Origin of the sequence: Bacteroides finegoldii DSM 17565 (genome assembly GCF_000156195.1) — a bacterium.
Classification (GTDB): Bacteria; Bacteroidota; Bacteroidia; order Bacteroidales; family Bacteroidaceae; genus Bacteroides; species Bacteroides finegoldii.
In genome coordinates, this window is record NZ_GG688328.1 from 63,276 (window position 1) to 79,302 (window position 16,027).

12 protein-coding genes are annotated in these 16,027 nt (G+C 43.8%); 6 read left to right on the plus strand and 6 right to left on the minus strand.

The annotated features are described in order from the left end of the window. Position 1 precedes the first annotated feature (1 nt). From BACFIN_RS05595 to nfo, 6 genes are all read left to right on the plus strand, one after another. Positions 2 to 1,609, plus strand: a complete 1,608-nt coding sequence (locus BACFIN_RS05595) for a sulfatase family protein (RefSeq protein ID WP_007756003.1) — start codon at positions 2 to 4, stop codon at positions 1,607 to 1,609. 16 nt (positions 1,610 to 1,625) lie between these two features. Further along, entirely contained in the window at positions 1,626 to 3,254 is a 1,629-nt protein-coding gene (locus BACFIN_RS05590; protein WP_007756004.1) for a PHP domain-containing protein, read from the plus strand. A gap of 18 nt (positions 3,255 to 3,272) precedes the next feature. Further along, entirely contained in the window at positions 3,273 to 4,232 is a 960-nt protein-coding gene (locus BACFIN_RS05585) for an ROK family protein (RefSeq protein ID WP_007756007.1), read from the plus strand. Positions 4,233 to 4,274: 42 nt separating this feature from the next. Next, positions 4,275 to 5,543: a sugar MFS transporter gene (locus BACFIN_RS05580; RefSeq protein WP_007756009.1), complete on the plus strand. Its 1,269-nt coding sequence runs from the start codon at positions 4,275 to 4,277 to the stop codon at positions 5,541 to 5,543. 2 nt (positions 5,544 to 5,545) lie between these two features. Further along, on the plus strand, positions 5,546 to 8,164 hold the full coding sequence (locus tag BACFIN_RS05575; RefSeq protein ID WP_032839833.1) for a DUF4962 domain-containing protein: 2,619 nt from the start codon (positions 5,546 to 5,548) through the stop codon (positions 8,162 to 8,164). Positions 8,165 to 8,842: 678 nt separating this feature from the next. Then, positions 8,843 to 9,676, plus strand: coding sequence for a deoxyribonuclease IV (gene nfo, locus BACFIN_RS05570; protein WP_007756015.1), 834 nt, complete (start codon positions 8,843 to 8,845; stop codon positions 9,674 to 9,676). A 5-nt stretch (positions 9,677 to 9,681) separates the two neighbouring features. On the opposite strand, the gene BACFIN_RS05565 is transcribed toward nfo, so the two are convergent. The 6 genes from BACFIN_RS05565 to BACFIN_RS05545 all read right to left on the minus strand — a co-directional run bounded on the left by BACFIN_RS05565 (position 9,682) and on the right by BACFIN_RS05545 (position 16,019). Then, complete coding sequence (locus tag BACFIN_RS05565; protein WP_007756017.1) at positions 9,682 to 11,253, minus strand: ClC family H(+)/Cl(-) exchange transporter; 1,572 nt, start codon at positions 11,251 to 11,253, stop codon at positions 9,682 to 9,684. An 87-nt stretch (positions 11,254 to 11,340) separates the two neighbouring features. After that, the gene (locus BACFIN_RS05560) at positions 11,341 to 14,088 is read right to left on the minus strand and encodes a TonB-dependent receptor (RefSeq protein WP_032839824.1); all 2,748 of its coding nucleotides are present in this window, start codon (positions 14,086 to 14,088) and stop codon (positions 11,341 to 11,343) included. Between the two features lie 47 nt (positions 14,089 to 14,135). Continuing rightward, positions 14,136 to 14,702 carry a hypothetical protein gene (locus BACFIN_RS05555; protein WP_007756023.1) on the minus strand — a complete coding sequence of 189 codons (567 nt, stop codon included), beginning with the start codon at positions 14,700 to 14,702 and terminating at the stop codon, positions 14,136 to 14,138. Positions 14,703 to 14,735: 33 nt separating this feature from the next. Then, positions 14,736 to 15,089 carry a hypothetical protein gene (locus tag BACFIN_RS05550; RefSeq protein ID WP_007756024.1) on the minus strand — a complete coding sequence of 118 codons (354 nt, stop codon included), beginning with the start codon at positions 15,087 to 15,089 and terminating at the stop codon, positions 14,736 to 14,738. Between the two features lie 4 nt (positions 15,090 to 15,093). Continuing rightward, positions 15,094 to 15,633, minus strand: coding sequence for an RNA polymerase sigma factor (locus BACFIN_RS0220110; RefSeq protein WP_032839826.1), 540 nt, complete (start codon positions 15,631 to 15,633; stop codon positions 15,094 to 15,096). Positions 15,634 to 15,842: 209 nt separating this feature from the next. Continuing rightward, positions 15,843 to 16,019 carry a DUF4250 domain-containing protein gene (locus tag BACFIN_RS05545; RefSeq protein ID WP_007756029.1) on the minus strand — a complete coding sequence of 59 codons (177 nt, stop codon included), beginning with the start codon at positions 16,017 to 16,019 and terminating at the stop codon, positions 15,843 to 15,845. Positions 16,020 to 16,027: the final 8 nt, after the last annotated feature.

Here is a 16,027-nt window from a genome sequence, read left to right on the forward strand (position 1 = left end):
GATGAAAACCCCCTCTACCCTATTCCTCCCGTTGGCTGCATTAAGCCTTGCTTCATGCGGTGGTCAAAAGAAGGAAGAAGCCAAACAGCCGAACATCATTTTCATGATGACGGATGACCATACCACTCAGGCAATGTCATGCTATGGAGGAAATCTGATCCAGACTCCTAACATGGACCGGATTGCCAACGAAGGTATCCGTTTCGATAATTGTTATGCTGTCAACGCTCTCTCCGGTCCTTCACGTGCTTGTATCCTGACCGGTAAGTTCAGTCACGAGAACGGCTTTACCGATAATGCCAGCACTTTCAACGGTGACCAGCAGACATTTCCAAAGCTTCTTCAACAAGCCGGATATCAGACTGCCATGATCGGCAAGTGGCACCTTATCAGTGAGCCGCAAGGTTTCGACCATTGGAGCATCCTTAGCGGTCAGCATGAACAAGGCGACTATTACGATCCTGACTTCTGGGAAGACGGTAAACATATCGTTGAAAAAGGATATGCAACAGACATTATCACAGATAAAGCCATCAAATTCCTCGAAGGCCGCGACAAGAGCAAACCGTTCTGCATGATGTATCATCAGAAAGCACCGCACCGCAACTGGATGCCTGCTCCCCGCTATCTGGGTATCTTCAACAATACTACCTTTCCCGAACCTGCCAACTTGTTCGACGACTACGAAGGACGTGGAAGAGCGGCTCGTGAACAGGATATGTCTATCGAACACACTTTGACTGACGACTGGGATCTCAAACTGCTGACTCGTGAAGAAATGCTGAAAGATACTACCAACCGTCTTTACAGTGTGTACAAACGTATGCCTGCAGAAGTACAGGACAAATGGGATTCTGTGTATGCACAACGTATCGCAGAATATCGTAAGGGCGACTTGAAAGGCAAAGAGTTGATCAGTTGGAAATACCAACAGTATATGCGCGATTATCTGGCTACCACATTGGCAGTAGACGAGAACATCGGTCGCCTGATGAATTATCTCGAAAATATTGGTGAGCTGGACAATACAATTATTGTCTATACCTCCGATCAAGGCTTCTTCCTCGGTGAACATGGCTGGTTCGACAAACGCTTCATGTATGAAGAATGCCAGCGTATGCCGCTTATCATCCGTTATCCGAAGGCAATCAAAGCAGGAAGCGTAAGCAATGCGATCAGCATGAATGTTGACTTTGCCCCTACTTTCCTCGACTTTGCCGGAGTGGAAATACCATCGGATATTCAAGGTGCCTCGCTGAAACCGATATTGGTGAACGAAGGCAAAACTCCTGCCGACTGGCGAAAAGCAGCTTATTATCATTATTATGAATATCCTGCGGAGCACTCTGTAAAACGCCATTACGGTATCCGTACCCAAGATTTCAAACTGATTCATTTCTACAACGACATTGATGAATGGGAAATGTACGACATGAAAGCCGACCCCAGAGAAATGAATAATGTTTTCGGCAAACCGGAATATGCAGAAAAACAAAAGGAACTGATGCAACTTCTTGAGGAGACTCAAAAACAGTACAAAGACACCGATCCTGATGAGAAAGAGAAAGTTCTTTTCAAAGGGGATCGCCGACTAATGAAAAACAGATAAACTAATTACTAAAACCATGGATAGAAGAAAGTTCTTAAAAAACACAGGCTGGTCTTTCCTCGGATTGGCAGCTTCGGGCAGCTTATTGGGTGCTTGTGCACCGGGCAGCAAAGATGCAAAGAAAATCATGCCATCGGCAAGCGACCTCAAAATGTATTGGGGAGACTTACATAACCACTGTAACATCACATACGGACACGGCGATATGCGCGACGCTTTTGAAGCAGCAAAAGGACAATTGGATTTTGTCAGCGTCACCCCCCATGCCATGTGGCCGGATATTCCCGGAGCTGACGATCCTCGTCTGAAATGGGTAATCGATTATCATACAGGTGCTTTCAAACGTTTGCGTGAAGGTGGTTACGAGAAATATGTAGCCATGACAAACGAATACAATAAAGAAGGTGAATTCCTCGCTTTTATCGGCTACGAAGCTCACAGCATGGAACATGGTGACCATGTGGCATTGAACTATGACCTGGATGCACCGCTTGTTGAATGTACTTCTATTGAGGACTGGAAACAAAAAGCCAAAGGACATAAAGTATTTATCACTCCGCACCACATGGGTTATCAAGGTGGTTATCGTGGCTACAACTGGAAATGTTTCACCGAAGGAGATCAGACTCCGTTCGTAGAGATGTATTCCCGTCACGGTCTGGCGGAAAGTGATCAGGGAGATTATCCGTATCTGCATGATATGGGACCTCGCCAATGGGAAGGAACCATTCAATACGGTCTTGAGTTAGGCAATAAGTTCGGTATCATGGCTTCTACCGACCAGCATTCCGGTTATCCGGGAAGTTACGGAGACGGACGCATCGGAGTGCTTGCTCCATCGTTAACCCGTGATGCAATCTGGGACGCACTCCGTACCCGCCACGTATGCGCCGCAACAGGTGATAAGATTCTTATCGATTTCCGGTTGAATGACGCCTTTATGGGAGATGTAGTTCGCGGAAACAGCCGACGCATCTATGTGAATGTAACCGGTGAAAGCTGTATCGACTATGTAGATATTATAAAGAACGGTCAGATTCTGGCCCGCATGAACGGTCCGTTGACTCCGGTTGCTCCGGAAGGTGACACGGTACGTTGCAAAGTGAAGATGGATTTCGGTTGGAACCGCGAAGAACAATATGTACACTGGCAGGGTAAACTGTCTTTGGATAAAGGAAAATTGCACGGTGTAACTCCTTGCTTCCGTGGTGCGGCCTTCACTTCTCCGCAAGAAGGTGAAACAGAATTCCACACACACGTCAACCGCATCGTTTCCGTGAACGACAAGGAAACCGAACTGGATATGTACAGCAGCAAGAATCCGAATACTACCACAGCGGCTATGCAGGCTGTAATACTTGATGTGGAAATGCCGAAAGACGGTAAGATTATCGCAGAATTCAATGGCAAGAAGTTTGAACATACATTAGGTGAACTGCTTGAAGGTTCACGTTCACACTTTATGATCGGCTGGTTGAGCGAAGCGATCCTCTTCAACCGCGCTATGCCGGAAAGTTGCTTCACGGTAGAACATTACATGGAGGATAAAGAGCCTCAACGTGATACGGATTATTACTATGTACGCGCCCGTCAACGCGACGGACAATGGGCGTGGAGTTCACCGATCTGGGCAGAAAGAGTGTAAATCAAGTATTAAAATGATATGGAAAAAGAATACGCTATAGGAATTGACCTTGGCGGAACTTCAGTGAAATACGCCCTTATTGATAATGAAGGCGTATTTCATTTTCAAGGGAAGTTGCCGTCGAAAGCCGATGTATCGGCAGAAGCGGTCATCGGACAGTTGGTTGCCGCCATTAATGAAGTGAAGGCTTTTGCAAAAGAACAGGATTATAAGATTAACGGTATAGGAATCGGAACACCGGGTATCGTAGATTGTACGAACCGGATCGTTCTGGGAGGTGCGGAGAACATCAAGGGATGGGAAAACCTATGTTTGGCAGACCGCATTGAAGCAGAAACCGGCATTCCGGTTTTATTGGGAAATGACGCTAACCTGATGGGACTAGGTGAAACTATGTACGGGGCAGGCAAAGGAGCGACTCATGTTGTTTTCTTAACGGTAGGAACCGGTATCGGCGGTGCAGTTGTTATCGACGGTAAATTATTCAACGGTTTTGCCAATCGGGGAACGGAATTAGGGCACGTACCCTTAATAGCCAATGGAGAGCCCTGCGCTTGTGGTTCTGTCGGCTGTCTGGAGCACTATGCTTCTACTTCCGCTCTCGTACGACGTTTCAGTAAACGAATAGCAGAAGCCGGTATCTCCTACCCGGGCGAAGAAATCAACGGTGAATTGATTGTGCGTCTTTACAAACAAGGCGATAAGATTGCCACCGAATCACTGAAAGAACATTGCGATTTTCTGGGACACGGTATTGCCGGATTCATCAATACGTTCAGCCCTCAGAAGATTGTGATCGGCGGAGGCCTTTCCGAAGCCGGTGATTTTTATATCCGGAAGGTAAGTGAAAAAGCACACCGTCATGCTATCTCCGACTGTGCCGTGAATACGGAAATCATGGCTGCCGCATTAGGCAATAAGGCAGGAAGTATCGGGGCCGCTTCCCTCTTCTTTAATGGAAAGTTAAAAGTTGAATAAACTCTCGACTTCCAATTGTCAACTTTCAACTTATTCAAAATTATGAAAAGAAATATAGGAATGCTGGTGCTGATAATGGCGTTTTGGTTCACAATCTCGTTTATCACTAATATTCTGGGACCACTTATTCCGGACATCATTCACAACTTCAATTTAAATGACCTGGCAATGGCGGGTTTTATCCCGACCTCTTTCTTTCTGGCTTATGCCATCATGTCCATTCCCGCCGGGTTACTGATCGACCGTTTCGGTGAAAAGCCGGTATTGTTCGGCGGATTCCTAATGCCGTTTATCGGAACGATTCTGTTTGCTTGTATGCATACCTATCCGATGTTGCTGGCTTCTTCCTTCATCATCGGCTTGGGGATGGCTATGCTGCAAACGGTACTGAATCCGCTTCAACGTACTGTGGGAGGGGAAGAGAACTATGCGTTTGTTGCCGAACTGGCGCAATTTATGTTTGGAATCGCTTCTTTCCTGAGTCCTTTAGTGTATACTTATCTGATTCGCGAACTTGATCCGGCAACGTACACAGCCGGAAAAGGATTCTTCATTGATTTATTGGCAGACGTCACCCCGCGGGAAATGCCTTGGGTATCGCTTTATTGGGTATTCGCCTTAATTCTGTTGGTCATGTTGATTGCCGTCAGTCTCTCCCGTTTCCCGAAAATTGAATTGAAAGAAGACGAGAAAAGCGGATCAAAGGATTCCTATCTGGCTTTATTCAAACAAAAGTATGTATGGCTGTTCTTTCTGGGAATCTTCTGTTATGTCAGCACAGAGCAGGGCACTTCTATCTTTATGAGTACATTCCTCGAACAGTATCATGGAGTCAACCCTCAAACAGATGGCGCGCAAGCCGTTAGTTATTTTTGGGGATTGATGACGGCCGGTTGTCTGGTCGGAATGTTGCTGCTGAAGTTGATTGACAGCAAACGATTGTTACAGATTTCGGGAGTATTGACGATTGTGTTGTTGCTTTCCGCTTTATTCGGAAGCAAGGGAATTGCTTTGATTGCTTTCCCTGCCGTAGGATTCAGCATTTCAATGATGTACTCCATCGTGTTCTCTCTGGCCTTGAATTCCGCCTCACAACATCATGGCTCCTTTGCCGGTATTTTATGTTCCGCAATCGTAGGCGGAGCAGGCGGTCCGATGATTGTCAGCACGATAGCCGATGCTACGTCGCTGAGAACAGGTATGTTGTTTATCCTGGTCTTTGTAGGATACATCACGTTCATCGGCTTTTGGGCTCGCCCGTTGATTAACAATAAGACAGTGAAACTGAAAAAACTGTTTAAAAAAGCATGATTATGAAACAACGAAGCTATATTCTCCTTTTGTTTTCCATCCTGTTATCCGCAAACGGATATGCCCAGAAAGGTATTATGCGCCTTAGCCAACAGACATTGATGCATGAGGTACGCGAAACTCCTTCGCCACTGGATGGACAGCATATTGCAGTTAATCCGCCACGCTTCATGTGGCCGGATAAGTATCCGCATCTCGGCGCCGTACTCGACGGTGTGGAAGAAGAGGATTTCAAACCGGAAGTAACTTATCGTATCCGCATCGCACGTGATCCGGAGTTCAAGTCGGAAGTTATCACCGCTGAAAGGAAATGGGCATTCTTCAATCCTTTCAAATTGTTCGGGAAAGGAAAATGGTATTGGCAGCACGCATACGTTGACAAAGACGGTAAGGAGGAATGGTCGCCTGTTTACCATTTCTATGTAGACGAGCAGACGCGTACTTTCAACCCGCCTTCACAACAAGAAGTATTGGCTAAATTTCCAAAGACTCATCCCCGCATTCTGCTCGATGCGAACGACTGGGATAACATCATCGAACGGAATAAGAACAACCCGGAAGCACAGGCGTATATCACAAAGGCCAATAAATGTTTGAATCACCCGCTGAAACATTTGGAAGAGGAAATTGATACGACACAGGTTGTGAAACTGACGAACATCGTGCAATACCGTTCTGCACTGATTCGGGAAAGCCGAAAGATTGTAGACCGTGAAGAAGCGAACATTGAAGCAATGGTACGCGCTTATCTGCTGACTAAAGATGAGGTGTATTATAAGGAAGGTATCAAACGCCTTTCTGAAATTCTCTCATGGAAAAACAGCAAGTATTTTGCAGGAGATTTCAACCGTTCCACGATTCTGTCGATGAGTACTTCGGCATACGATGCATGGTATAACCTGATGAAACCGGAAGAAAAAAAACTGCTCTTGAGAACGATCCGCGATAATGGCAAGAAGTTCTATCATGAGTATGTCAATCATCTGGAAAACCGTATTGCCGACAATCATGTCTGGCAAATGACTTTCCGTATTCTGAATATGGCGGCTTTCGCAACGTACGGCGAACTTCCGATGGCTTCCACCTGGGTGGATTATTGTTACAATGAATGGGTATCTCGTCTGCCGGGACTTAATACAGACGGAGGATGGCATAATGGCGATTCTTATTTCCATGTCAATCTCCGCACGTTAATCGAAGTGTCTGCTTTCTACTCTCGTATCAGTGGATTCGATTTCTTTGCCGACCCGTGGTATAACAACAATGCACTTTATGTCATCTATCAGCAACCGCCATTCTCCAAATCTGCCGGACAGGGGAATTCTCATGAGACAAAGATGAAGCCGAACGGCACGCGTGTGGGCTACGCAGATGCACTGGCACGTGAATGTAATAATCCGTGGGCGGCAGCTTATGCACGCACGATATTGGAAAAAGAACCGGACATCATGAAGAAAACATTCTTAGGTAAATCCGGCGACTTGACTTGGTACCGCTGTACTACTAAAAAATCATTGCCGAAAGAGGAACGTTCATTGGCTGAGCTCCCTATGACAAAAGTATTCAACGAAACGGGAATAGCAACGATGCATACTTCATTGGGAGATATAGGTAAGAATGCCATGCTTTCATTCCGTTCGAGTCCTTACGGTTCCACTTCTCATGCACTGGCTAATCAGAATGCTTTCAACACGTTCTATGGTGGGAAGGCTATTTTCTACAGTAGCGGTCATCGTACCGGTTTTACGGATGATCATTGCATGTACGCCTACCGCAATACACGTGCGCACAATAGTATTCTGGTCAATGGTATGACGCAGAAGATAGGTACGGAAGGATACGGCTGGATTCCACGTTGGTATGAAGGGGAAAAGATTTCCTATATAGTGGGTGATGCGTCCAATGCGTACGGAAAAGTCACTGCTCCCATTTGGCTGAAACGCGGTGAGCTATCGGGTACTCAATATACTCCGGAAAAAGGATGGGATGAGAACAAACTGGATATGTTCCGCCGTCATATCATCCAATTAGGCAATAGTGGCGTATATGTGATTTATGACGAACTGGAGGGTAAAGAGGCTGTAACATGGAGTTATCTTTTGCATACGGTAGAACTTCCTATGGAAATGAAAGAACTTCCGAACGAAGTGCAAGTTACGGGCAAGAATAAGGCAGGCGGAGTATCTGTAGCTCACCTTTTCAGTTCGGCTAAGACAGAACAGGCTATTGCAGATACTTTCTTCTGTGCTCCGACAAACTGGAAAAATGTAACGAACGCGCAAGGGAAAGCTCTGAAATATCCTAATCACTGGCATTTCTCTTCTACAACCGTTCCATGCAAGGTTGCCCGTTTCTTAACGGTTATGGATACTCATGGAAATAATCGCCCGGATATGAAAGTAGTCCGTAACGGTAATACCGTTCAAGTCGGAGATTGGGTTATCAACTGCAATCTGGCCGAGAAAGGAAAAGCCGCTATCACTGTTACCAACAAATCTGAAAAGGTTTCTTTGAACTATGATGCAGGTAAAAAGGAAGGTGCAACAATTGTAACAGATCAGATAAAAGGCAAACAGATCAGTAAAGTACTGACGGATTATTTGCCGGACTTTGAAATATAAAAAGAATTAATTAAAAGATACAGGAGGGTGTTCGAGGACACTCTCTGTATTCTCCACGATGACAACCCAATACAATTCACGAAAACCAACGAACTAACATGTATGGATTTAAAATTTCAAAGCCCTTCACCTTTTCGCCATAACGTCCTGTTCATCGTCGTTTGCGGGTGAAGGGTCTTCCCCTCATCAGTCTTTCACCTATCATAGAATCTCGGAAACGCTTACATAGAATCGCAGAGACGCTTACTTACATCTCATCCGAATAGCGTTCCGTATGAATAGGGCGCATACTCAGCCATGTTTTACTAATAGACAACTTCTTCTTCCCTATAGCCAAACTTCTCTTCATCAGTAACTAAATCTCGGTTTGACTAGTCGCAATCTATAAACGAAGCCTTTGATTATAAAAACGAAGGTTGCATTTATATAAATGAAGCCTTTGTTTTTATAAACGCAATCTTCGTTTATAGTTTCATTGCCGCAAAACGGAAGTTTAGATATAATCATAAGGAAGTTAGGATATAAGAGAACACAAGTTTTACTACAATAAAAAGCATTCAAAGCTACGCACAACGGGAGCAGTTTCAAACTTTATTAAATATATTCCTATATTAAATATATTCATTACCTTTGCAATCATAGCCAACATAATCATCTCATACAATTATAGATATAACAATGAAAAAAATAGGAGCACATGTAAGTGCATCCGGCGGGGTAGAGCTTGCCCCTGTCAATGCGCATGAAATAGGAGCAAACGCGTTTGCTTTGTTCACCAAGAATCAACGCCAATGGGTAAGCAAACCATTGACGGAAGAAAGTATCGCTCTCTTCAAAGAGAATTGTAATAAATATGGTTTCCAACCGGAATACATCTTGCCTCACGACAGCTATCTCATCAATTTGGGACATCCGGAAGAAGAAGGACTTGCCAAAAGCCGTGCCGCTTTTCTGGACGAGATGCAACGCTGCGAACAGCTTGGCCTGAAGTTATTGAATTTTCATCCTGGAAGTTCTCTCAATAAGATATCAATCGAAGACTGTTTATCCCTTATCGCAGAAAGTATCAATCTAGCGTTAGAAAAGACAAAAGACGTGACGGCCGTTATCGAAAATACAGCCGGACAAGGCAGTAACTTGGGAAGCGAATTCTGGCAACTAAAATATATCATTGACCGGGTGGACGACAAAAGCCGGGTAGGTATTTGTCTGGACACCTGCCATACTTATACGGCCGGTTATGACCTTGTCAACGAGTACGATAAGGTCTTTGATGAATTTGACAAGGAAGTAGGTTTCGGTTATCTCCGTGGAATGCACCTGAATGATTCCAAGAAAGCATTGGGCAGCCACGTAGACCGCCACGACAGTATAGGCGAAGGCCTGATAGGAAAGGCTTTCTTTGAAAGACTGATGAAAGATCCCAGATTCGATAATATCCCACTCATACTCGAAACTCCGGATGAAAGCAAATGGGCAGAAGAAATTTCATGGCTCAGAAGCATTGAATAATCCGGTCAATAAATATTTGCCATGCTGACCAAAGGTTCATATAGTTTCTCGATATCTTGTGAATCCATTTCTATCTGAACCTGGTCACCCGGCATTAACGTTTGTCCCTTAGGCGCAAAATCTTTCTTATCCCGATGGACATTAATGATAATGCAACGTTCCGGCAGACGAAGTTCATCTACAATTTTCCCGTCTAAATAAGAACCGCTCATCACCTCAACAGACAAAGTATAGCGTGTTTCCTCCTTAAATGCGGGCGAATGAATCATATCTTCATATAAAGTCACATTAAGGGGTTTTATCTGGAGCATTTCCGTGAAATAATAAGTTAATCCTCCTACAACAATCGATGGATAGAATACTTCCAGATGTCCTGTTATCTCCGTTATCAAGACGATAGCAGTCAAAGGAGTACGGACGACTGCCACCAGAAAAGCAGACATACAAATCAACATGATATAACTAATATTCTCATAGGCAATGACTCCCTGTTGAACCATAATCAAGGCTATAATTTGCCCAAGCAGTCCGCCTGTCACTAATGTAGGAATGAAACTTCCTCCCGGCAATCCCGAAGAAAAGGAAAAAATACTAAAGACCAAGTGTAATAACATCATACCTACAATCCAGAGAATATGCATATCCGGATGCATAGCCTGCGAAAGCAAGAACTGTTCCCCTCCCCCAGTCAGATTGACTTCAGCCATAGAAATCATGAAAGCAATGAAAAGCAGATACAGCATTTTCACGTATTCCGGGTGCTTAATGGCAGGATAAATACGTTTCACCTGAAGAGTAGTTATAGAGAACAGTTTTCCGAAAACAGAAATAACAGCAGCCAGCAAAAGAAACAGTTTCACTTGCGACCAAAACGTCATGCCCGGCACTATCGCATCTATCTGGAAATAAGGATTAATCGGAAAAATCCAACTGGCAACCCCACCGGCTACTACCCCCGCCAAAAGAGTTGTAATGGCGGTTTTCGGAGCGTCAAACCGCTCTATGGACTCAATAACCAACAGCGATGAAGCCAACGGCGCAGCGAAAGCAGCCGCCAACCCGGCACCTGCCCCCGCAGACAGCAATTGTTTCCGCTCACCGGCAAGCACTCTGCCCCATTTGGAAACCAAACAGCCTACATAGGAGCCGATCTGGACGGAAGGTCCTTCACGCCCTAAAGAAAGTCCCGTACTCAATGCAAGTATTCCACCCACAAATTTAGAGACCAATTCAATCAGAGGATGTTTATATTCCACCCTCCCGTTAATGACACCTCGTGTCTGCGGAATACCTCCCCCTGTTATCAAAGGCATTTTCTTGACCAGCCAAGAAACAAATACCAGAATGCCCCACATCAATAGAAAAAGGAGGATATACCAATACCATTTGGGGTGAGAGTTGAAAAAGTCGTAACGTAGATTGAAGAAATATTGAAGCAAATAATGATAAGGGACAGCAATAAGCCCCGTCAGCAATCCAACAAAGATACTGACGAAGTAAAGCCGAGCATCAATCAATTTCAGTTTGAAAATTCGCCAACGGCCGTCATCTTTTATTTTTTCCATCAATCTAAACATACTACCACTCTTCACCGTTTTATACGCATGACATACAACAACCAAAACAGGGTAGTGGTTTCAGACAAATGAAGATTTAATTTCCATTCAGCGTCCCATCAGATTCAAGCGTAGAATAGCGTGTACCATAAAATAAGAACCCAACGCATTGTAATCCGTATCACGGATAGCGGTAGCGGTAATGGTACGTATCATTGAAACATCCTGACGGAGCATATCATATATCTTGAAACGGAGCAACAATTGTTTCCGCTTCAAGAAGGCTTTCGACAACTGACAATTCCACATCAGATTCTCCCGAGCATAACCTTCGTAGCCATAGCCGGAACGTTGGAAATAGGTAAGATCGGTATACAATTCCATTCCCCAAGGGAGATAATATTGTACTTCCGTCCCGAAACGATAATCATACGTTTCCGTACGCGTCTCTTTCACATTGTTATGCGAATTATTATAAAGCAACTCGGCACGTGCGCTGATCTCCATCTGCTTTGTCCGATATGTTAATTGCAGACGTTGACGGGCAGTAAGATGTTTCACAGTACTTTTCACGGGAGCTTCTTTATTGATAGTGGTATACCCGTTCTGATTCCGGTATTGCAGATACGAGTAGGTGCGGAATATCCAGCTTCGGTTTCTAAAAGGAGTGTTGAGGGAGAAAGAGCCCCAAGCCCGCCAATTCCCGTTCAGATTGAGTGGAGTCGTAGTCCGTACCCCCGTTTCGCTATCATACGTCACTTGATTGGTTACGCTATTAATCGTGTTTTCAACCAAAGCGGTGGCAACCATATTCCGTTGACGTTTCATATTGTAGGAATTGAAATTCAACGTAAATGTATTTATATAAGAAGGTTTCAAAGAAGGATTACCCACCCGGATGTTCAAAGGATTGGTACGATCTGTCACAGGCTGCAGATCACGTATATTGGGTTGGCGACTCTTTCCCCGATATACTATTTGCAAACGGGTGCGCTTGGAGAACTTATAACGGAAATTGACGGTAGGAGAGAAATTAAAAACAGATCTTTCCAATTGATTTTCCGGATCATCTTTCAATACGGAATGGCTCACAGACTTCTGAGGTTCAAAGTCGGCACCTATATTATAGTTATATTTCTTTCGGGAAGTGCGAACCGCAACATTAAACAAGTGATTGCTATACTGATTTTCGAAACAGTTGCTTGCCTCTTCATCATAATCGGGAGTAAATTCGTCCAGATCCTTATCCCAATTGTAAACGAAATGATCGGAATTATTCGCCCGATACTGATAACTGTAACGGAACTGAAGAAAATGCAACCAAGGTAACGGCTCTACATAGACCAGTTGCACCCGATAATTATAGCCGTCTATTTCGTCTTCTATCTTTTGATTCTGAACTTTTTCCGTATTGTTCTTAAAATAATGCGTGGTAGAAAGATTCTTTCTGTCCGTTGAAGAGGCATTACTTCCATAATCCACTTTCAAGGCTATATTTCTCCCCATCCGACTCAGTTTACGGCTGAGTTGCATCATCATCGTTACATTGTACGAAGAATTATGATTGGTTCCGGATGACTCTTTCTCATTAAGCAAAACATCATTCCCCCACCCTTGCTGGAAACTACCGTTACGTCTGTCATTCGCGGCAGTACGGTATTGGGGCCGAAAGATTAAGGTTGTAACAGAATCCATCTTCCATTCCAAAAACGCATTTGCGATCAGATTGTCATTTTTCAGGCGGTTGCGCCCCGTACTTTGCGTTATCGACTTATCTTGACGGAGAAAGTTATCGATTGTCGTACGGCTATCTTCCAGCCTGTCCGTACCTACATACTGAATATTCGAACGAAATTTAACGCGTTGCCAATCGTATGTAGCGTTAATACCTAAAGAACGGGAAGTAGTCAGTCCTTTTTGTGTACGCAGGTTACCGCTGGAGACTGCTGATTCTTTTTGCATCTCAGAGAATCCCTGATTATTCGTATTATTCAGGTTTCCGATAATAGTCAATTGGGAGTTGTCTCGAAAACGGTTCAATGTATTGGCCAGTTCATAACGGTCTTTGCTTCCATATCCACCCATAAAATTCTCCATCCAGCCGAGTTTCATATTCTTTTTCACAGACAGATCGAGAATCATTTCTTCCTCTCCGTCATCAATCCCCGTAAGACGTGCCAAATCAGACTTACGTTCATACGCTTTCAGCTTTTCCACCATTTCCACCGGGAGGTTCTTTAATGCCGCTTTCGGATCGTCGGAAAAGAACTCCTTTCCATCTACCAGAATCTTCTTCACTTCTTTTCCATGAATCAACAATTTTCCGTCCGCATCTATCTCTCCACCGGGAAGTTGTTTCACTAAATCTTCCAACATCGAACCTTCGGGAGTACGAAAAGCAGACGCATTAAAGACGGTTGTATCTTCTTCGGTTACCGCCATAGGCGCTTGTCCTACCACAACGGTTTCATCCAAAGCAATTACTTCCGGAGCTAAAGGTATATCGCCCAGATTATTTTTATGACCGCCCGCTACAGGCGATACTTCCCGATAAACCGCAGTGTATCCGATAAAAGAGACATGAAGCAACAAAGACTTATTTTTGGGAGCGGCAACGGTCAATCGGAATTTACCTTCCGCATCGGTTGCCCCTCCTACCAATAGGGAGCTATCCGATAAAGCCAAAAGCCGGACCGTAGCAAACGGTACCGGCTGATAGGTTTCCGAATCAACGACACGTCCGGAGAAACGCTTTCCACCGGACTGCGCATAAGCAGCCAAACTGATAATCAGCAAGAAGACATAACAACTAATCAAACGCCGCTGAAAAAAACAAATATGGCTGCCTATGTTCAATTTTGTGTCGATGTAGTAAAATAAAACTCTAATAATGAACCTAATCTTTATTTTTCACCTTGACGCGGAGCACGAGGCTTCTGTCCCTCATGGTGTCCTTGTCCCGGTTTACGTCCTTTTTTTCTACGGTCAAATTCTTTTTTGAATTTATTCGCATTGCTTTTCTCCTGTTGATAGATCTTCATAATCTGCTTCTGAGAAAGTATCTTGCTGAACTCGTTATAATACTTTTCACGAATATCCAACATTTTGCGACTCTGAGCAAATTGATTCTTCAACATCGCTGCTATCTCCGCATCAGTCATAGACGGCCGTTGACCTTCTCTTTTAGCATTTGCTTCCGCACCTTGTGCTTTTTCCGCTCTGGGCTTACGGTTCATCATGCGACATTCACGCAATTCGTTCAGATATTTCTCGTAGACAGGAGTAAACTTAGCTGCTGTTGCATCATCCAACATCAACGTTTTAACCATCTGATTGGTCTGCATCTGCACCATTTGTTCCTGCGTAGGACGCTGTTTCTTTTCTCTGTTATCATTGTTTTGAGCAGAAAGGCTCATCTGACTCCCCAACAGGAGAGCACCCAAAAGTACATAAATAAATTTCATCTTCATAATCTTTACGTTTTAAATAATTGATTGAGTTACTTAATTTAAAAATATATCGTTTTCAGAGAAGCTGACGAGCTCTTCCAACTCCTCATCCGACAATTCTTTAATCCACTTATCTACCACGTCCGTGCCATTACTTCTATCGACAGCCAATATCGAAGAAGGCGACTTAACGTCATTTATCTGACGCAAGGACGGAACGAATAAGAATCCGGCTAATATTGCCGCCATCGTAACAACTGCAGAAACAATCAGTTTCAAATGTGACTTCCGCCGTTGCTTTACTCCCGCACGCTCCATCACTCTCCGTTGCATATCTTCGAAAAAGCCATCAGGAGTACGGTAAGGGGTACGTTTTCCAATATCGTCAAAATCAAAATCCTTTTTCATTCTTCTATCTGTTTAATATGTATTCCTTTATTTTCTCTTTAGCATAATGGTAGTTTACTTTAAGTGTTTCCACTTTACTGTCCAAGATTCGTGCTATTTCTTCGTATTCGAGTTCATCGTAATAACGCAAGTTGAACACAAGACGTTGTTTCTCCGGTAAACTCAAAATAGCTTCCTGAAATTTCACAGCCAACTCATTCTCGTAATCAATGTAATCAGAAGCTTGCAGCTTGTTTATTAATTCCTCTTGAATCTCTTCGGAGGCAACGTTTCTTTCTTCTTTACGGTCATTCAGTAAACGCAGACTTTCATTTGTCGCGATCTGATAAATCCACGTACTCAAAGAACTTTCACTACGGAACTGGTCTAAGTGCCGGAACACGCGGATAAACACTTCTTGAAGTACGTCCTCTGCATCTTCATGGGATACAACCAGTCTACGAATATAATTGTATATCGGTTCCTGAAAAACGTCCATCAACATCTTGAATCCCCGTCCGCGATTCGAGGCACAAGTTTCTCTGATTTTATTCTCATTTATCATCGATTCTTTTTCTGAACTTTGTCTATTAGAACGCATAAAAGTGTGGAAGTTAAATACAGAATCCTGCTTTTTGCTTTTATTAACGAGTGAAGGATATGAAAGAGAATAATAATATGATAAAAAAACGTACTCCATAAGCTCTACCAAGAGCATGAAGACGTTTCGGATATCCGGATAGATTGTTAGTCTGTAAATAAAAGAAAAGACTGTTACCAGAATTTATTGTGTTCTGCACTATATTCAAAACCTGCGGCTTTTAATTGACCTACCAGCTCTTCCTTATCTACATCCATATCTTCACAAAGTTCATCAAGCGAAGAATAGCAATCCCGCAATTTCATATTGATAACGCTAAACAGCATCATCGGATCTTTAGGTAACTCCATAATATACA

What these genes read in the sequence shown, in the direction of transcription:
- BACFIN_RS05545 (WP_007756029.1), bottom strand. Translation starts at nt 16,019, where the DNA reads ATGGAGTTACCTAAAGATCCGATGATGCTGTTTAGCGTTATCAATATG.
- BACFIN_RS05585 (WP_007756007.1), top strand. Translation starts at nt 3,273, where the DNA reads ATGGAAAAAGAATACGCTATAGGAATTGACCTTGGCGGAACTTCAGTG.
- BACFIN_RS05595 (WP_007756003.1), top strand. Translation starts at nt 2, where the DNA reads ATGAAAACCCCCTCTACCCTATTCCTCCCGTTGGCTGCATTAAGCCTT.
- BACFIN_RS05580 (WP_007756009.1), top strand. Translation starts at nt 4,275, where the DNA reads ATGAAAAGAAATATAGGAATGCTGGTGCTGATAATGGCGTTTTGGTTC.
- BACFIN_RS05565 (WP_007756017.1), bottom strand. Translation starts at nt 11,253, where the DNA reads ATGTTTAGATTGATGGAAAAAATAAAAGATGACGGCCGTTGGCGAATT.
- BACFIN_RS05550 (WP_007756024.1), bottom strand. Translation starts at nt 15,089, where the DNA reads ATGAAAAAGGATTTTGATTTTGACGATATTGGAAAACGTACCCCTTAC.
- BACFIN_RS05555 (WP_007756023.1), bottom strand. Translation starts at nt 14,702, where the DNA reads ATGAAGATGAAATTTATTTATGTACTTTTGGGTGCTCTCCTGTTGGGG.
- BACFIN_RS0220110 (WP_032839826.1), bottom strand. Translation starts at nt 15,633, where the DNA reads ATGATAAATGAGAATAAAATCAGAGAAACTTGTGCCTCGAATCGCGGA.
- nfo (WP_007756015.1), top strand. Translation starts at nt 8,843, where the DNA reads ATGAAAAAAATAGGAGCACATGTAAGTGCATCCGGCGGGGTAGAGCTT.
- BACFIN_RS05590 (WP_007756004.1), top strand. Translation starts at nt 1,626, where the DNA reads ATGGATAGAAGAAAGTTCTTAAAAAACACAGGCTGGTCTTTCCTCGGA.
- BACFIN_RS05575 (WP_032839833.1), top strand. Translation starts at nt 5,546, where the DNA reads ATGAAACAACGAAGCTATATTCTCCTTTTGTTTTCCATCCTGTTATCC.